Below are 19,092 nucleotides of genomic sequence, written 5' to 3' on the forward strand. Positions count from 1 at the left end.
GCAAAGAAAGCAGTAAGAGATTACTGTAAAAAAAGTAACTTAAGCAAGCAAGGAGGAATTATGGCTAAAAAATTAGATACAGATAAAGATACATTAAACATCAGTAATCAGCTAGTAGAAGAATTATTATCAAAAGCAGATCCATCGGAGTTATTTGGTCGAGATGGTTTATTTCAACAGCTAAAGAAGCAAATAGTTGAGAAAATATTAGCAAGTGAGTTGGATCATGAATTAGGATATTCAAAACATAGCAAGATGGCAAAAGTAGATAATAATCGTCGTAATGGTAGCTATGAGAAGACAGTAATTGATGGGGATGGTCGTAAGCTGACAGTAGAAGTACCAAGAGATCGGGAAGGAGAGTATAATCCTCAATTAATACCAAAAGGGCTGAGGAGATTTAATGGATTTGATGAGAAAGTGATATCCCTTTATGGTCGCGGTATGACAGTCAGCGAGATCCGAGGGCATTTAGAAGAAATATATCAAACTGATGTATCTGGTGACTTGATATCCACCATAACAGATGGGGTAATAGAAGAAGTAACTAGGTGGCAAAATCGTTGTTTAGATAGGGTGTATCCAATATTATACTTGGACTGTATCTATGTAAAATCTAGAGACAATCACATAGTAATAAATAAAGCAGTATATTTAGCACTTGCTGTAAATATAGAAGGGAAAAAGGAGTTACTTGGCATTTGGATAGGCAAAAATGAAGGTGCTAAATTTTGGATGCAAGTAGTTACTGAGTTAAAGAATCGAGGAATTGAACAAATTTATGTTGCTTGTGTGGGGTTTAAAGGGCTTTCCAGAAGCTATAAGCAGTGTATTCCCGAGTACTATAGTACAATTATGTATTGTACATATGGTTCGCAATTCAGTAAAGTATGTGTCATATAAAGATTTAAAAGAGGTCACATCAGATCTAAAACAAATTTATACAGCTAATAATGACGAAATGGCACGTTTAAAACTTCAGCAATTTGGTGTAAAATGGGATAAAAAATATCCGGTAATTTCTGATATTTGGCAACGTAATTGGTCTGGGATAATACCGTTTTTTGCCTTTCCTGAAGAGAACAGAAAGGTAATTTATACTACTAACACTATAGAATCTGTAAATCGTCAAATTAGAAAAATTATCAAAAATAAGGGGGTGTTTCCAGATGATAAGTCAATTCAAAAAATAATATTTTTATCCCTACAAAATGCAGCCAAAAAATGGACCATGCCTATTAAAGATTGGTCTTTAGCTTTAAATCAATTTGAAATACTTTGTGGAGATTTTAAATATGATTTATTGGAAAATAAAAAATGAACTTACACAAATTAAATGATTGACTCAGACAAAGGGGACCACCTTAATCTGTGTTGCATGAACACCATACTTACTGGTTATCTGGGCTATTGTTAGCTCTCCCTTAATTGCTTCTATGACAATTTTGGCTTTCTCCTCAGCACTATATTGCCTTACTTGTTTTTTCATCTCTAGCTCTCCTTGTTTGCTAAAGAATTCTATCTCATTTTTCTTATTTTTCTGTCCAAAATATTGGGACCATTATAGATCTCGCTGACTGTCATACCGCGACCATAAAGGGATATCACTTTCTCATCAAATCCATTAAATCTCCTCAGCCCTTTTGGTATTAATTGAGGATTATACTCTCCTTCCCGATCTCTTGGTACTTCTACTGTCAGCTTACGACCATCCCCATCAATTACTGTCTTCTCATAGCTACCATTACGACGATTATTATCTACTTTTGGCATCTTGCTATGTTTTGAATATCCTAATTCATGATCCAACTCACTTGCTAATATTTTCTCAACTATTTGCTTCTTTAGCTGTTGAAATAAACCATCTCGACCAAATAACTCCGATGGATCTGCTTTTGATAATAATTCTTCTACTAGCTGATTACTGATGTTTAATGTATCTTTATCTGTATCTAATTTTTTAGCCATAATTCCTCCTTGCTTGCTTAAGTTACTTTTTTTACAGTAATCTCTTACTGCTTTCTTTGCAACTTACACAAACTATAGGACAGACTCAGTAAATTAGTTATTGCAGGCAGATTCCTATTCCTCGTTGCGTCGGCCTGATTTTTTTCGATCATTAGGACTTAATATTGCCTTACGAAGTCTAATTGATTTAGGAGTAACTTCTACCCTTTCATCACTTTCGATATAGCTGATAGATTGCTCTAATGTCATAAGGATTGGTGGGATGAGCCGCATAGCTTCATCCTTACCAGAAGCCCTGACATTTGACAATTGCTTGGCTTTTAGAGGGTTGACCTCTAGATCATTATCCCGATTATGTTCTCCTATAATCATTCCCTGATATACTAGTTCATTAGGGTTTATAAACATTTTTCCACGATCTTCAAGATTCCATAGAGCATAGGCAACAGCTTCACCATCTCCATTAGAAATTAACACTCCATTACGCCTTCCTTCAATAGCTCCTTTATAGGGAGCGTAGCTATGGAAAACACGGTTCATAACACCGGTACCTCGGGTTTCAGTTAAGAATTGACCGTGATAGCCAATAAGACCACGTGATGGCCCTAAAAATGTTACTCTAGTTTTACCGCCGCCAGATGGACGCATATCAGTCATTTCTGCTTTACGTATGGCAAGTGACTTAACCACAACCCCAACAAAGTCATCATCAACATCAACTTGGATTTCTTCAATTGGTTCTAATCTCTTCCCCTGTTCGTCTTCTTTGAATAATACGCGTGGTCTGCTGATTGATAGCTCAAAACCTTCGCGTCTCATAGTCTCGATTAATATTCCTAATTGTAGCTCACCACGACCTGCGACTTGAAAAGCATCTTTTTCTTCAGTTTGGCTCACCTGTATTGCTACGTTACTTTCGATCTCTCGCATTAATCTATCGCCTAAAACTCTAGCGGTAAGTTTTGAACCTTCTCGTCCAGCAAGAGGAGAGTCATTTACTCCAAAGGTCATAGATAATGTTGGTGGGTCTATAGGTAAGGATGGCAGTGCTACCATTACCTCAGGAGCACATATCGTATCAGCTACAGTAGCGTCCTGAATTCCAGCAATAGCAATAATATCTCCAGCATATGCCACATCGATAGCTACCCGTTCCAATCCTCGGAATGATAGTATTTTGCTTATTCGGGCATTTTCAGTTGTCATATTATCACGATTTAGGGCTTTAACATTTTGGTTGGTCTTAATTGTCCCACTATGGATACGACCAGTAAGCACGCGACCAAAATATGGGTTATATTCTCTAGTGGTAACAAGCATAGAAAAAGGAGCTTCGCTATCAGCGATAGGAGTAGGCACATGAGATACTATCAAATCAAAAAGCGGAGCAAGGTCTTTTTGCTCATCGTCTAAGTGACGCGATGCCCAACCACTACGTCCTGAAGCATAGATAATAGGAAAATCTAATTGTTCATTATTTGCCTCTAATGCCAGAAATAATTCAAATACTTCGTCGACTACTTCACTTACCCTTCTATCAGGACGGTCAATTTTATTGATAACAACAATTGGTTTTAAACCAAGTTTCAGAGCTTTTGACAACACAAATTTTGTCTGAGGCATTGTGCCTTCAGAAGAATCAACTAGTAGTATAACCCCATCTACCATAGTAAGAATGCGTTCTACCTCGCCACCAAAATCAGCGTGACCAGGAGTATCAACTATATTGATACGGATATCTTTCCACATCAGGGAGGTGCATTTAGCTAAAATGGTTATACCACGTTCACGTTCCAGGTCATTTGAATCCATAGCACGCTCTGCTACTTCCTGATTTGCTCGGAAAGTTCCACTTTGCTTAAGCATATTATCAACTAGAGTGGTTTTACCATGATCAACGTGGGCGATAATAGCAATATTGCGAATAGCAGACATCAAAAACCTTTAATATATTTTTTTAATTGGTGATTATATAGTATAATGGATCAAAATGGAATAGAGTTCTTATAGTGTTTATATAGTAATTTTATTATATTATAGTCAATTCCGGAGAATTTGGGGCTAGGAGGCTGTCGGAAACAACTATAACACTTTTAAGTTAAATAATTTGTACTTGTAGAATTTGGAATTTTAGTTTATTAGATTACGAGCTTTTAGGTTTCCCGATAAGCTACCTATTGCAAAAATAATAAACTAAACATAAGAGAACAGATGTCAAAAAGATTATCATTATTACCAAAATCCCTCCATTTGGATTTTAGCAAACTAGAAGTTAAAAAAGAAGATGAGCCTTTGGAAAAAAAACCTAAACTAGAGGCGAAAATTAAATCTGGTAATACATTACTCTGTGTTGATTTTGATGGAACAATGGTAAAACATTCTCTAGAGCGGTTTCTTAGTGATGCCTTTGTACCTAATGCGAAGTATTTAAAGCAATTTTTAACAAATGAAACAGAAAATGAACAAAACAAAGAACTATTAAGAAAAACATCAGATTTTATACCTCATGTAGATCGATTCCTAGCAGATGAAACAAAAGGTTGGAAAAATAAGGATCAATTAGTAAAATTATTGAAAGAAGCATTAAAAGTAGAATGTCATATAGCCATTGTATCTTTTTGCTCATATCCTGATGCTATCAAATATGCTCTTGAGCAGCTCTTAGGAAAAGAGGTAATTGAAAAAATTCTGGTAGTGTCGTATCCCCTTGGAGAGGGGATGTCTCATATGGGTAAACAGAACCATATAGAAAAAGCTAAGGGCTCTTTTGGTGTTGATGATAATCAAAATGTTGTTTTAATAGACGATGATTCCAATAATGGATGGATAGCATCTAACAAGGGAATGCATGCAATATATGTTGGCAAAGATGATACCGAGTATTTAGATCAAGCTCTTAAAATAGTTGACAAGTGTAAAGTTAGTCAAGATAGTTTAGATAAATCATCAACAGATAGTGCATTAGAACTGTCGGGGGATTTAACCTCTGATTCTGACATTTTATAGCTCTATCTACTGCATGAAGATGAAAAATATTTTTTGCTAAATCTATACCTATTGTGTTATAGTCAATTGATGAGAAGTTGGGGACGTCGTCGCTCGCCTATTACTTATAGGCGTCGCTCCATCGCTCCTAGCCCCAAATTCTCCTGAATTGACTATAGTGGCGTCGTCCCTCGTCACTCCTGCTACCCAATTTTCTTGAATTGACTATAGGTTAAAATGGGAATTAGTAACAATTTTGCAAAATTTAGTATAAATCTCTAAAAAGGTCATATCGACAGTGGATACAAAGGATAATTCAGTTAATTTTGATAACGATGTGTTGGGAACAAGTCGTTTGCGTGTAGCCAAATCAATTAATTCTACTTCTATTACTAAAGAAAAAATTGCTTGTATGTTAAAAGATAAATTGGGGCTATCAAACCTTATATGCGAAGAAATAGTCAAACAAATATTTAGCAATATCCAACAAATGGCAAGCAAGCAAAGATTGACGTTAGCAGGTTTTGGCAGCTTTTGTACTAGCATAAAAAAACCTAGACCTGGTATAAATTTTCATACAAAAGAGGCGGTGATAATTCCAGAAAAACAAGTAATACGTTTTATACCTGCTAAAAAATTAAAATTATTAATTAATAAAAATGCAGGATAAAAAATATTACTCCATTAGCGAAGTAACAAAACTTCTAAATATTCACTCTCACCAGCTAAGATATCTAGAACGTATGTTGCCAAACCTAGCTATACATAAGATACGTAATAGACGATATTATACAAGCCAGGATATTGAATATTTGAAGATCCATATGGCAAACAAGAGTGTACCTCTAGAATTAGAGCAGCCTGCTGACCTATTAGATAATCAAATAAATAAGATTGATTATCTAATCAAAAATTTTTATGACTTATCATTAACTATCCAACAAATCCTCTCTAAAGTTGGTAATAACATTACTCTAAATTAACAGATGTGTAGTGAATTAACTTGAATTAGCAACGTTATAAATTCGATTAGTATTTAGCCTCAGCGTCATTGCGAGGAGCCACTTTAGTGGTAACAAAGCAATCCAAAAAAACTATTCAAATGGATTGCTTCGTCGGCTACGCCTCCTCGCAATGACAGCACGATGGGTGCTTATTCGGCACTAATTTAGGTTAATTGACTATATATTAGTGAGGAGGTTAGTTATCACTATAAATCTATATGCTGCTTTTCATAGCTTTCATGTCGCTCTTGCGATTCAATACACAAAGTTGCAACGGGTCTTGCTTCTAAACGTTTTAAACCAATTGGTTCTCCAGTTTCTTCGCAATAGCCATATTCATTTTTTTCTATCCTTACCAAAGCCTCTTCTATTTTATCAATAAGCTTACGATACCTATCTCTTGTTCGTAACTCTAGTGCCGTATCCGTTTCAATTGATGCCCGATCATTAAAATCTGGTTCATTCCAATTTTCTTCCTTGAGATGGTTTAAGGTCTCCCGCGATTCTTCCAACAAAGAACGTTTCCACTCAAGAAGTTTTTGTCTAAAATATTCTAACTGTTTAGGGTTCATATATTCTTCATCGTTAGAAGGCTTATATCCTTCCAGTAAGGTAATTCTAGACATATAGGTTTCTCAATATTAAAAGTATGGATAATATAACGTATAACTAAAAATTATGGCAAGAAGATTATAATATTTTGCTATCAGATTTTGATATTGGGTGGGCATTATTATAAATATTCTCCAAATGTTTTAGACTAACCTTAGTATAACGCTGGGTAGTTGATAAGCTTTTATGCCCAAGTAATTCCTGAATAGACCTTAATTCTGCTCCATTTTCAAGTAAGTGTGTTGCAAAACTATGCCTAAAGGAATGAGCTGATAAATGCTCCGGTAAACCATAGAAGCGACGTAATCGTATCAATTCACGATTAAACACTGGAGCTTGTAATTTTTTACCCAACTTACCTAGAAATATCGGATCTTTTTCACCGATACTATAAGGTAATTTATTTAAATATTGTTCTATAAAATCTTTAGCTATTGGCGTCCATGGTATTATCCTCTCCTTTTTACCCTTTCCTGTTATTTTTATAAACTCTAAGTCTTGTAGATGAGATTTAGTTATCGATAATGCCTCAGATATTCTAAGCCCAGCAGCATAAATAAGCACTAATAGGGCTTTATTTCTCCATTCTACCCATTCTAAATCAGTAAAATTATCAATATGTTCAATAGATAATTGAGCGTCATCCTGCGATAAAGATTTAGGTAATATTTTAGCTTTCTTAGGACTTTTGATGGAAAAAATGGCATGGCAAGTAATATTAGTGGTCTTTTCTAGATATTTATAAAAATTCTTGATCGCCGACAATCCTCTAGAATTAGAAGCTGCTAGGTAATTATCTTGCTGCCTCTTAGAAAGCCAGCTCCGTACTAGCCTTATATCAACTTGCCTTAGAGAATTAGTGGTTATGATTTCCGAGTTATAATGATTTAGGAAATTTAGGAAATTTTCTAAATCATTTTTATAAGAAATTATCGTATGTTCCGAACAGTTTCTTTGTAATTTCAGATATTTTTGCCATTTATCTATCAGCTCTAATATTTCTTGTTGTTTTTTTTGAATCATCGATTATTTACCTATACAAAAATTACTAAATATTTCCCCTAACACTTCTTCAACGCTAATCTTACCAGTAACATTACTCAAACTTCTAATAGCCATTCTAACATCTTCTGTAGCTAACACTAAGTCATTTTCACCATTAAAATTCTCATTATTGAATTTTTTTAAATATTCCAAGGCTTTTTCTATAAATGCTCGTTGACGTTGTCTAGTAATATGCGGGGTTTCAGTTAAACCAGCTATATTATGAGCAATATTTTCAATTTCCTTTAACAGACTATCCATCCCAATGTTATCTTTTATAGAAATCTTTAAATAATTTTTCTTTAATGTATTGTTACATATATCTATTTGACACTTATCATCTAGCAGATCAATTTTATTAATCAATATTATTGTATTGTCATCAATTAAATTATCCAATGAGGGTGAGTTGCTTAATTTTACCGCATCAAGCATAACTATTTTGATATCAGCCATTCTTGCTGATTCAATTGCCCGTTTGATGCCTTCTAATTCTATTAAATCATTACTATCCCTTATGCCAGCTGTATCTTGTAATATAATTGGATATCCTCCAATATCTAGATGTCCCTCAATTATGTCACGAGTTGTCCCCTCAATATTTGAAACAATGGCAACATCTCTTTGCATCAAAAAATTAAGTAAGCTAGATTTACCAACATTAGGAGCTCCTAAAATGGTTAATTTAATGCCTGTTCGAAGTAATTCCCCCCGTCTATTATCGTCAAGATGTTTTATTATAGCATATTTAAGTTCACCACTAAGAGTCATAACCCTATTTAATATTTCTTGCGGAATATCTTCATCGGGGAAATCAATATAAGCTTCTAGTAAACCAATAATAGTCAGTAAAGTTTGTCTCCACCCATTATAAAGTGTTTCAAGTTCTCCTCCAACTTGCTTAACCGCCTGCCTATGTTGCCAAACAGTTTCAGCTTCAATTAAATCGGCAATACCTTCTGCCGCAGTTAAATCAAATTTACCATTTAAAAACGCCCTACGGGTAAATTCCCCAGGCTCTGCCATTCTTAAACCTTCGATGGTTAACAATGTTTCAGTTAGCATGGCAGCAATTGCTATACTGCCATGAGTATATATTTCTACTACATCTTCTCCAGTAAAGCTAGCTGGAGCTTGGAAGTATGCTACAACTGCTTCATCAATTAATTCTTGATTCTTAGGGTTGATAAGTTTTTTACAGTACATGACTCTAGGAATAAACGTGGCATTATCATTTTTAATTAGGTGTTTTAATGCAACCAAGCTTTTAGAACCAGAAATACGAAATACTGCAACACCAGCTTTTCCTGGTTTAGAGCTTTGAGCAAAAATAGTTTCCATGATGATGCGAGCCTCTTGCTAAGTAATTTATTTTAATTATAATACACGTCAGTTCGGGATAAGATATAGATGAAATAGTAATAGATAAAAGGATTGTCAAAAAGGAGTGCCTGCAGTATTTATATTTTTAAACAAAAAAACAAACTACAGGCATGAAAAAAGATATCACAGAATTATATAGTTTTATAGATGATTTTTGTAAAATTTATTTGGAGTATGAACAGAGAAAGTTATTACCATCAAATAAGCAAAGAAATCGCTGTTGTAGCATGAGTCTAAGTGAAATGTTAACAATAATAATTATGTTTCATACATCCTATGCTAAGAATTTTAAATTTTTCTATAAAAGTTATATAGAGTGCATGCATAAGGATGATTTTCCCAAAGCCTTGAGTTATAATAGATTTGTTGAATTAATGGCACGATTATTCATACCGCTAAATATGTTGATTCATTTGTTGTTTGGTGAGGAAACAGGTATTTATTTTATTGACTCTACAACGATTAAAGCTTGTCACAATAAAAGGCGTTATAGCAATAAAGTTTTTAAAGGATTAGCCAAACATAGTAAATCCTCTATGGGGTATTTTTATGGTTTTAAATTACATGTAATAATCAATAATAAAGGGGAGTTTATGGCATTAAAAGTGACCAAAGGCAATGTAGATGATAGGGTTCCAGTACCGGAGTTAACAAAAAGATTAACTGGAATTATAGCAGCTGATAAAGGTTATATTAAGCAAAATTTGTTCTTAAATTTATATGAAAGAGGCTTAAAAATGATTCATGGAATTAAGAAGAATATGGAAAATAAATTAATGGATTTGAAAGAAAAAATCTTACTTCGAAAGCGTAACTTAATTGAAACAGTTTTTGATTATCTAAAAAATAAAATGAACCTTGAACATACTAGACATAGATCACCAATAAATGCCTTTGTCCATATATTATCTACTCTTGTTGCTTACTCATTAAAGAAAAATAAACCTTCAACAAAATTTGATTTTAATCTACATGTTCACAATATCCTTATCCCGAATTGACGTAATACATTAAATAGCTTAGTCTGGGATAAGAATTATGCTAATCTAAATAAGTTTTTGAGAGTACAGGCGTTATTGTGAAGAGAACGAGGATATCTATAAATTGTCATTCTCGTGTAGGGTCTCATCCCACAACTGTTGAAAGTTAGAAGAGGAAGCAATTTTAGACCGGGTAGTTTTAAAGTCGTATGTGGTCAACGTCATTGCACATATGCGTCAGTTTAAGAAGGTAATAATTGGAAAGCCGTCATTGCGAGAAAGCGTTAGCCGACGAAGCAATCCACTCTTTTATAGATTGCCACGCCACCTACGGTGGCTCGCAATGACGACTTTTCTACTTTATTTTCTTAAACTAACGCCTATGCGACCACTACGTGGTCTTGCAATGACGGAAAAGCTATCTAAACCCGTATCCTCTTCTAACTTTCGACAGTTGTGGAGGAATGGCAAAAAACAGAATTGCCACGCTCACATACGTTCGTTCGCTAATAGGCGGAGTAATACTAATGGGGTTAGCTATATAATGCTTAATCTTTGAAACAATAATAAAGTGTGGTAACAATATGACAATAGAAAAAGTTACAATAAATAGGGTTGCAGAGAGAGTGTCTTTATCTTTAAGTAGACTTACTTGTCAAGTGCCTAATTATAAATCAGAAATTTTATCGTTAAGTAAGGTAAAAAGTGGAGAACCACTTTTTAATAAATTTATACAAAAATTTTTAGTTTATATTCCTGTAGATTATAGGTTTAGAGATAGACAAGAATTATTTGGCGAGTTTGCTTATAGTGCTTTTCAGTTCTTTAAAGAAAAGCAACCTAGTAAAAGGAAATTGCAGATTGTCAGTACGATAATTGAAAATAATCCTGCTATTAATATTTTGTTATTGAACGAAAATAAATCATTCATAGTTGATTCGATTATTTGTTTGTTAACAACTCTCAACTTGAAAGCTAAATTTTTACTCCATCCTGTTATAGCTTGCGTAAGAAACAATGATGGTCATTTACAAGAAATATTGGATGTAAAGCAAGATAGTGACGAATCTTTAGTACATATAACTATTTTAGGAAATTTTGATCAGAGCGATATCAATTCTTTAGAAAATTCTTTAAATAAAACTTTAGATCAGGTCGATACTACTCATAATGTGTGGTCTAAATTATTGAACAGAGTAACAACGATTTCAAATGAGATTCAAAATAATCAACAATTACACAATAACTATTTAGATTATAATGAGTCTATAGATTTCTTAAATTGGCTAAAAGATGATAATTTTACTTTTTTAGGTATGATTAACTTTGATCTAATTTCCAAAGATTTTTCCTCAGAGGAGGGTGTCCAGAAAATATGGCAAGGACAAGATACTAAAAATGAAGTTATTGATATTATTGAACGCTCAGCAAGCCCATTACATAACAATAAATTAGTCATTTTAGGTAAAATTAATACCCTATCAAGGGTACATAGAAATAACTTAGTAGATTATATTTTAATCAAGAAGATCGATCGGGATAAAAAGTATCTTTCAGGTAGCATAATTTTTGGTTTATATAGTTCTGCAATATATTACCAGCTAATTACCGATATTCCTATATTGAGACAAAAGCTACAATTCGTTCTAGATAAATCTGCCTTTCCGACTGATGGATATAATACCAAAAAGCTTAAAAGTATAGTTCAATCTCTACCGAAAGAGGCTTTGATACAGATTGATGAAGGTGATCTATACTGTATGTGCTTACATGTACTTTCAGGTATGATGAGTAGAAAACTCAAATTATTTATTCAACAAGATTGGTCTGATTCTTTTATTAATATCATAATATTCTTATCAAGAGATCGTTTAACACCAGAAGTACATAGTGCCATAAATTGTTATTTATCCGATACACTTAATGGAGTAATACTATCAGATTATATGGCAGAAGTGGCAGAAAATTTTTCATATTTATTTGTTACGTTAGAGGTACAGAATAAAAATAGCCTTAATTTTGAAGTTGAAATAATAGAGCAAGAATTAGATAAACTTTCAACTCGTTGGAGTGAAGATTTTTATCATAAATTATGTAAAAATTTTGGTGAATATCAGGGAGGAGTAAATTTTAAACTTTTTGATCCAATTTTTCCTATTGATTATAAAGAGAAATTTAATGGGCAAACAACTTTAATAGATATTGAGTATCTAAAAGAGGCAAGTATTTATCACAAGCCTATATTTAATTTAATTACTATAAATAATAGTGAATTTCAGCTAAAAATTTACAGTCCTGCTCCCAAATTAGCTCTTTCCGACCTACTACCATCTATAGAAAATTTGGGATTCAAGGCTATAGATGAACAAAGCTTTGCTATAAAAGGAACAGAAGATATTAGACTTCCTGCAAAAGTCGCTTATGCTGAGGGATTTGAAGGAGACTTGGTACGCAGAACCGCAGCGTACTTAAAGGTACGTGAGGATTCGAGTACCGACTCGACGTACAAATCACCAGCAGAAGTAGAATTTTGCGGGAAGTCTATTAAAGAGAGTTGGATATATGAGTTTACTCTCGAACCATTAATAACTATTGAAGGCAATATTGATTTGCTTAAAGCCAATGTAGAAGAGGCTTTAGATAAAATATCTCTCGGACTTTTAGATAATGATTCTTTAAGCAAATTAATAGTGTTATCAGGATTTAATTGGTGGCAAGTTAAGTTAGTCAAAGCATTAACTAGATATTTACATCAAACAGGCTTTATCTATGGTAAGGGTTATGTTCAACTGACCTTAATAAAGCATTTTCTATATACTAAAATGCTAGTTGATTTGTTTGATGCTAAATTTAATCCGGCAAACTCTTCAGATGAACGTACAAAAACTATAAAAGACAGTATCCTTAGCTATCTTAATAAAATCACTAGTAGTAGTGAGGATAAGGTTTTAAGGCATATGTTTGGTACTATTGAAGCTATTGTTAGAACTAATTGCTATCAATCTAGTTCTAATTTGCAGAATGGAGACAACAAACATAATATAGTCTGTAAAAATTATTTTTCTTTTAAATTTGATTCAAAAAAAGTTCCTAATTTACCTTTGCCAGTGCCATTTGCTGAAATATTTGTTTATGCTAATGATTTTGAAGCTATTCATTTACGAGGTGGCAAAGTATCTCGTGGTGGTATTAGATGGTCTGATAGAGGAGAGGATTATAGAATAGAAGTATTAGGGCTAATGAAAGCACAAAGTACCAAAAATTCGGTCATTGTGCCTTTTGACGGCTCAAAAGGTGGGTTTTTCGTTAATTTCACTGATGATAATATGACTCGTCAAGAATATATGGCAAGAGTTATAGAATGTTATAAGAATTTTCTCCGTGGTTTACTTGATATCACTGATAATATAGTTAATGGCAAAATTATCCAACCGCAAAACACTATTATCTATGATCAGGAAGATCCATATTTAGTAGTTGCAGCAGATAAAGGTACAGCAACGTTCTCAGATCATGCGAATAGTATATCTGCTGAATATAATTTTTGGTTAGGCGATGCTTTTGCTTCCGGGGGATCAGCCGGTTATGACCATAAGAAAATGGCTATTACTTCAAAAGGAGCGTGGATTTCTGTAGCAAGTCATTTTTATGCTATGGGTATTGATGTGCAAAAAGACCCTATTACCGTTGTTGGTATTGGTGATATGTCTGGAGACGTTTTTGGTAATGGTATGCTTAGGTCTAATGCAGTAAAACTTGTTGCGGCATTTAATCATAAACATATATTTATTGATCCACAACCTGATCCGATTATTAGTTTTAATGAACGTATGAGATTGTTTGAGTTACCTACATCAAATTGGTCTGACTATAATCAACAGTTAATTTCAAAAGGTGGGGGGGTTTTTGAGCGAAGTAGTAAATCTATTTTGTTATCGGCAGAAGCTAAATTATTGCTAAAGATAGATGTTGACCAACTAACCCCAGAACAGCTGATTAGAACTATTTTACAAGCAGAAGTTGATTTAATATGGAATGGTGGTATAGGAACCTATATAAAAGCTTCGACAGAAAGTCACCTAGATATAGGCGATAAGGCAAATGATAATCTGAGAGTCAATGGTAAAGATATTAGAGCTAAAGTAATAGGGGAAGGTGGAAATATTGGCGTATCGCAACAAGGTAGAATAGAATATAGCAAGCTCGGTGGACAGATAAATACTGATTTTATTGATAATTCAGCTGGTGTTGATTGTTCAGATCATGAAGTAAATATAAAAATCGCTCTTAATCAAGCTATGGTTTCTAAAAAAATCAGTTTAGAAGAACGTAATAAACTACTGTTTACTATGACCAAACAAGTTGAAGAGTTGATATTAGTTGATAATTATAAGCAGAATCAAGCGATTAATATCATGCAATTATCTCGTATTTTGACTATCGAAATATTTAGCCAATTTATTGATACTTTAGAAGAAGAAAAATTAATTGATCGAACTGTTGAGTTCTTACCAACTAGGGAAGAGTTAAATAGAAGGGCTCTTAATAATGAAAGTATAACTCGTCCTGAGCTTTGTGTATTACTTTCTTATAGTAAACGCTCAGTCTATCATGATTTAATAACAGCAACATTCTCAAAAGATAAATATTTTGAGTCTTATCTGATTAATTACTTTCCAGCACTAATGCAAGAGAAATTTCGTGAAGAAATTTTATCTCATCCACTTAAGCATGAAATTATTCGAACCGTTGTAACAAATAAAATTATTAATCAGTTAGGTGGTCCATCACTTAATCTTATAAAACGTGACACTGGTGCTGCTCTTTGTGATATAGTTCGTTCATATACCATTATTTGTGAAATTTTTGATTTAGATAATTTATGGACTATAGTGGAATCTCTAAGTGCTATAGAGTATAAAGTTAAAATTGACATGTTTACTGAACTTGCTAAAATTATGCGTAGAGGTATCTCATGGTTTTTAAAGCATATAAAACATCCTATCAATATTAGTGATACCATTGATGAATTTTATGAACCATCTAGAATGCTTAGCAAAGTGGTGAGTAAATTTCTCTTAGGAGAAGCTAAAAATAAATTCGATGATAAAGTTAAGCAATATGCTTTGTTGGGAGTGAAAGATGAGATAGCTCAAAGGGTCGCGACTCTCGATAGCTTAGTGTCAGTTTTTGACATAATCTATATTGCAAAAAGAACCCAGGCTACAAATAATGATGTTGCTAGTTTATATTTTGCTACTGGTAGCAAATTTAGTATTGATTGGCTTCGTAAATCTTGTGATAAACAGCTAAATGATTCTTATTGGAATAGATTATCAACGCAATCATTGAAAGATGACTTGTATGATAAACAAAGACAATTATTAACTAAAATAATTAACAAATCCAAAGTAAATATTGATTTAGATTTATGGATTGATAATAATATAGATTCTGCGTCTATTTTCCTAGATTTTGTCAAAGCAATTAGATTGCAGGAAAATATTGACTTAAATATTTTAATTTTAGCAAATAAGAAGTTTGAAACCTTTTTGCGTAAACTTGAGTAGCGTGTTATGTCGTCATCCCTAAAACAAGCAAGAATAGAGTCTGGCAAAACTCTTGAAGAGATATCTGATTATTTGAAAATTAGAAAGCAATATTTAGAGGCTCTTGAAGAAGGAGACCTAAATTCAATGCCAGCGGAAGTTTATGTGAAAGGTTATCTTAAGTTATATTCAAATTATTTAGGGATAGTTTTGGATACAGGTGAGGAAGATGAGCAGGAACTCCCTAAAGATATTGACTTCAAAAATAGGGCTGGTTCAATGGCATCTGATTATAAATGGAAAAAACAGCTCATTATAATTTCTATTTTAACATTAATAATAATTCCAATAATTTTTCACTTAATATTACCATATGAATGACAATAAATACTGATTTGTTACTTAAATTAATGCAAGAAGTGGATCAAGGGATTGAAGGTCTTTTGTCGGATATTGCGGAGCAGCATCAAGAAATTAATAGACTGAAAGATGAAAATAAACATCTCAAGGATAATTATAGAAAAATACTTGAGCAAATAGCTGTATATATTGCTGAACTGGAAGAAATAAAACACAAAAATACATAACATAGATGTCTATAGTAACAATAATACTAGGTAGCAAAACTTTCCAACTAGCATGTAGTGATGGATCGGAAGAAGAATTGTGCAATCTTGCAGCCAAGTTAAATGAAAATATTACCCAGATAAAAAAGGCTAGCCCATCAGCATCATTTGAACTATTATTAGTTATGTCTGCCTTAAATTTACAGGAACAAGTACAAAATTTGACTAATAAAATTGCTAAAATCGATGGTGAAAAAATACCTTGTGAAGAAGAAAAATTTGCAGAAACGTTAAGTACTATAGCAGGATATTTAGAAGAACTTGCACGAAAGATTGGAAAGTGATATTATTATAAAATACTTGGAATATTTACTTAAAAAATACTCTTTAAAACAGAAGAGCTACTTGGTTCGTGAGCTTAACGTATTGCCCCGGGACTATAATTTTTACTATTAGGAAACATTCCTGTCTGAGTCTATTATTCAGATATATGGATTCCATTTATATATACTAGGTTCTTTGAGGATATTAGGCAACGACCAAAGTGGTTCATTTTTTTAGGCAATTTTTGTGTTATACTACATCAACAGGATTCTTACTAATAATAGAGTGCGGTCTGCTCTATTAATGTTGGTAGGCTGCTTTACTACTTTATTACTAGTAACTTATAATCCAGACGATCCTTCCTTTAATTCTGTGACAGCCAAATATCCAAGCAATTTATTAGGTTATTTTGGTTGTTATTTGGCGGATATTTTTTACCAATTTTTTGGTATAGCGTCGTTTATTTTACCCATTTGTTGTTTTTTTTGGTCTTTGAGTGTGTGGCGTTTAGAGAAAAAATGGGTTACCATCCGGATAATGGTGATGCTGCTTTCAATTATATCATTATCGATAGTCTGCACTAAGATAAAAATTGATTATTTACCGGCTGGTGCCGGCGGAACAGTCGGTACTATTATTTACCCACTAGTCAAACAATTAGATGCTAGAGCCGATTATGCTTTAATTATTGTCACGTTTATTTTATTATTTTTACTGGCAGAGATAAAATTTTCAGCTTCTTGGAATGCTATAATTAAATTACTCAAACTAGTACCTTATAAAAAAATTATATTCTTACCTACAATATCAACAAATAGCAACTCAACTAAACCATTTTTGATAAAAAGGGCTCCTTTTATTAATCAAGAAGAAGCTTCATATGCTGACAAAATGGATGTATCCTCAGGGAAAAATAATGATCCACAATCTCATTATTTAAAGAAACAATCTGCATCAAGAAAAGAAAATGACCAATTACCAGACTTACCACCTATCGAATTATTAAAACAAGCTGATAGCCAAAATATAAAAGTGGAAACTTTATCAGAATTACAACATAATGCCCAAATATTGCTGACTGTTCTTAATGATTTTGGTGTTAAAGGTCAGGTCATTAATATTAATCAAGGTCCGGTTGTCACCTTATATGAATTTGAACCAGCTGCCGGTACTAAATCTTCTAGGATTATAGGTTTATCAGACGATATTGCCAGATCATTATCTGCAATATCAACTAGAATAGCTGTAATACCGGGTAGAAACGTTTTAGGTATTGAATTACCAAATAAACAACGAGCTTTCTTTTGTCTAAGAGAATTAATTGAAACACCAGAATATCAAGATAATAGCATTATGCTACCATTGATTTTAGGTAAAGATTTAGCTGGCAAGCCTTTTGTTGCAGACTTAGCAAAAATGCCCCATTTATTAGTTGCAGGTACGACTGGTTCAGGTAAATCAGTGGCAATTAATGCGATGATAATTTCCCTACTTTACCGTTATACCCCAGAAGAATGTCGGTTAATAATGATCGATCCTAAAATGCTTGAATTATCAACCTATGATGGCATACCACATCTCCTAACCCCAGTGGTTACCGAAGCAAACAAAGCGGTAGTAGCCCTTAAATGGGCAGTAAAAGAGATGGAAAATCGTTATAGAGCAATGTCAAATATTGGGGTAAGAAATATAGCTGGTTATAATGCTAAAATTTTGGAAGCTGCGTCAAGCGGTAAAATATTAGAGCGTTCTATCCAAACAGGATTTGATTCAGAAACCGGCAAGCCTATTTATGAAACAATTGAAATGAATATGGAGAAATTACCGTTCATTGTAGTAATTGTTGATGAAATGGCTGATTTAATGCTGGTAGCTGGCAAGGATATCGAATTATCGATACAACGTCTTGCTCAAATGGCAAGAGCTGCAGGTATTCATATTATCATGGCAACTCAGAGACCTTCTGTTGATGTTATTACTGGGGTAATTAAAGCTAATTTTCCAAGTCGTATCAGTTTTAAAGTAACTTCTAAGATTGATAGTAGAACTATTCTTGGTGAACAAGGCTCTGAGCAGTTACTCGGTATGGGAGACATGCTTTATATGGGTAATTCGTCAAAGATTACCAGGGTTCATGGTCCATTTGTTGATGATAAAGAGGTAGAGAAAGTAACCGAATATTTAAGAGCAACAGGAACTCCTGAATATCTTTCAGCAGTGACTCAACAATTAGATGATGATGAAGTAAATGTCGAAAGTTCTGGAGATGATTCAACTAATGACGAAACTCTATATAAAAGAGCGGTACAAATAGTACAATTAGAACGAAAAGTATCAATTAGCTATATACAAAGATGTTTACGAATTGGTTATAATCGAGCTGCTACTCTTGTGGAGAAAATGGAACAAAATGGTGTAATATCCCCTCCTAACCACACTGGTAAAAGAGAAATATTATTGCCAGAGAATTAAAATTATTACTCCGTCATTGTGAACCGTAGGTCGACGAAGCAACTGCGAGTTATCATCTCCGCTTCCCGTTGTCATATATGGACGAGTGAATTTGTCATATATGGACGAGTGAATTTGTCAACAAAGAAAATAAAAAAATAGAGCCACAAAGGAAGCGGTCATATATTCGGCATCGGGTGCCATAATGGTTTCTGCATTCTTATAA

Annotated in this window: 15 protein-coding genes and 4 pseudogenes; 12 read left to right on the forward strand and 7 right to left on the reverse strand. The window is 33.3% G+C overall.

The window, feature by feature from the left end; all coding sequences use genetic code 11:
• Nucleotides 1–60 precede the first annotated feature (60 nt).
• Nucleotides 61–1,321, forward strand: a pseudogene (locus NBW66_RS05765) (IS256 family transposase).
• Nucleotides 1,322–1,345: 24 nt separating this feature from the next.
• Here NBW66_RS05765 and NBW66_RS05770 read toward each other — a convergent pair.
• The 3 genes from NBW66_RS05770 to typA all read right to left on the reverse strand — a co-directional run bounded on the left by NBW66_RS05770 (nt 1,346) and on the right by typA (nt 3,903).
• Nucleotides 1,346–1,489 carry a hypothetical protein gene (locus NBW66_RS05770; RefSeq protein WP_250311992.1) on the reverse strand — a complete coding sequence of 48 codons (144 nt, stop codon included), beginning with the start codon at nt 1,487–1,489 and terminating at the stop codon, nt 1,346–1,348.
• A 29-nt stretch (nt 1,490–1,518) separates the two neighbouring features.
• Nucleotides 1,519–1,968, reverse strand: coding sequence for a transposase (locus NBW66_RS05775; RefSeq protein ID WP_250311993.1), 450 nt, complete (start codon nt 1,966–1,968; stop codon nt 1,519–1,521).
• A 114-nt stretch (nt 1,969–2,082) separates the two neighbouring features.
• Nucleotides 2,083–3,903 carry a translational GTPase TypA gene (typA, locus tag NBW66_RS05780; RefSeq protein ID WP_250311994.1) on the reverse strand — a complete coding sequence of 607 codons (1,821 nt, stop codon included), beginning with the start codon at nt 3,901–3,903 and terminating at the stop codon, nt 2,083–2,085.
• Between the two features lie 276 nt (nt 3,904–4,179).
• Here typA and NBW66_RS05785 point away from each other — a divergent pair, with 276 nt between their 5' ends.
• Nucleotides 4,180–4,974, forward strand: coding sequence for a hypothetical protein (locus NBW66_RS05785; RefSeq protein ID WP_250311995.1), 795 nt, complete (start codon nt 4,180–4,182; stop codon nt 4,972–4,974).
• Nucleotides 4,975–5,022: 48 nt separating this feature from the next.
• Here NBW66_RS05785 and NBW66_RS14485 read toward each other — a convergent pair whose 3' ends face one another.
• Nucleotides 5,023–5,151 carry a hypothetical protein gene (locus NBW66_RS14485; RefSeq protein WP_284346731.1) on the reverse strand — a complete coding sequence of 43 codons (129 nt, stop codon included), beginning with the start codon at nt 5,149–5,151 and terminating at the stop codon, nt 5,023–5,025.
• Between the two features lie 175 nt (nt 5,152–5,326).
• Between NBW66_RS14485 and NBW66_RS05790 the strand changes: the two genes are divergently transcribed.
• Together NBW66_RS05790 and NBW66_RS05795 are read left to right on the forward strand one after the other, a co-directional pair.
• Nucleotides 5,327–5,623, forward strand: coding sequence for an HU family DNA-binding protein (locus tag NBW66_RS05790; RefSeq protein ID WP_284346821.1), 297 nt, complete (start codon nt 5,327–5,329; stop codon nt 5,621–5,623).
• Nucleotides 5,613–5,936, forward strand: coding sequence for a MerR family transcriptional regulator (locus NBW66_RS05795; protein ID WP_250311996.1), 324 nt, complete (start codon nt 5,613–5,615; stop codon nt 5,934–5,936). Before NBW66_RS05790 ends, NBW66_RS05795 begins: the two co-directional genes overlap by 11 nt.
• Before the next feature lie 227 nt (nt 5,937–6,163).
• Here NBW66_RS05795 and dksA read toward each other — a convergent pair whose 3' ends face one another.
• From dksA to mnmE, 3 genes are all read right to left on the reverse strand, one after another.
• Entirely contained in the window at nt 6,164–6,583 is a 420-nt protein-coding gene (dksA, locus tag NBW66_RS05800; RefSeq protein WP_094649386.1) for an RNA polymerase-binding protein DksA, read from the reverse strand.
• 64 nt (nt 6,584–6,647) lie between these two features.
• Nucleotides 6,648–7,592 (reverse strand): tyrosine recombinase XerC, encoded by a 945-nt coding sequence (locus NBW66_RS05805; protein WP_250311997.1) that lies wholly within the window; start codon nt 7,590–7,592, stop codon nt 6,648–6,650.
• A 3-nt stretch (nt 7,593–7,595) separates the two neighbouring features.
• The gene (gene mnmE, locus NBW66_RS05810) at nt 7,596–8,954 is read right to left on the reverse strand and encodes a tRNA uridine-5-carboxymethylaminomethyl(34) synthesis GTPase MnmE (RefSeq protein WP_250311998.1); all 1,359 of its coding nucleotides are present in this window, start codon (nt 8,952–8,954) and stop codon (nt 7,596–7,598) included.
• Between the two features lie 152 nt (nt 8,955–9,106).
• Here mnmE and NBW66_RS05815 point away from each other — a divergent pair, with 152 nt between their 5' ends.
• From NBW66_RS05815 to NBW66_RS05840, 8 genes and pseudogenes are all read left to right on the forward strand, one after another.
• A complete protein-coding gene (locus NBW66_RS05815; RefSeq protein ID WP_250310582.1) occupies nt 9,107–9,997 on the forward strand; it encodes an IS982 family transposase in 891 nt (296 codons plus the stop codon).
• Nucleotides 9,998–10,560: 563 nt separating this feature from the next.
• Nucleotides 10,561–12,033 (forward strand): annotated as a pseudogene (locus tag NBW66_RS14955) (NAD-glutamate dehydrogenase); the annotation flags it as partial.
• Between the two features lie 201 nt (nt 12,034–12,234).
• Nucleotides 12,235–12,414 (forward strand): annotated as a pseudogene (locus NBW66_RS14960) (hypothetical protein); the annotation flags it as partial.
• 105 nt (nt 12,415–12,519) lie between these two features.
• Nucleotides 12,520–15,546: pseudogene (locus NBW66_RS14965) on the forward strand (NAD-glutamate dehydrogenase domain-containing protein); the annotation flags it as partial.
• A gap of 6 nt (nt 15,547–15,552) precedes the next feature.
• Nucleotides 15,553–15,906 carry a helix-turn-helix domain-containing protein gene (locus NBW66_RS05825; RefSeq protein ID WP_250312000.1) on the forward strand — a complete coding sequence of 118 codons (354 nt, stop codon included), beginning with the start codon at nt 15,553–15,555 and terminating at the stop codon, nt 15,904–15,906.
• Nucleotides 15,907–15,920: 14 nt separating this feature from the next.
• Entirely contained in the window at nt 15,921–16,112 is a 192-nt protein-coding gene (locus NBW66_RS05830) for a hypothetical protein (RefSeq protein ID WP_250312001.1), read from the forward strand.
• Between the two features lie 5 nt (nt 16,113–16,117).
• Nucleotides 16,118–16,435, forward strand: coding sequence for a cell division protein ZapA (locus NBW66_RS05835; protein ID WP_250312002.1), 318 nt, complete (start codon nt 16,118–16,120; stop codon nt 16,433–16,435).
• Nucleotides 16,436–16,661: 226 nt separating this feature from the next.
• Nucleotides 16,662–18,887, forward strand: a complete 2,226-nt coding sequence (locus NBW66_RS05840; protein ID WP_250312003.1) for a DNA translocase FtsK — start codon at nt 16,662–16,664, stop codon at nt 18,885–18,887.
• Nucleotides 18,888–19,092 lie beyond the last annotated feature (205 nt).

This window comes from Rickettsia endosymbiont of Oedothorax gibbosus (assembly GCF_936269705.1).
Lineage (GTDB): Bacteria > Pseudomonadota > Alphaproteobacteria > Rickettsiales > Rickettsiaceae > Tisiphia.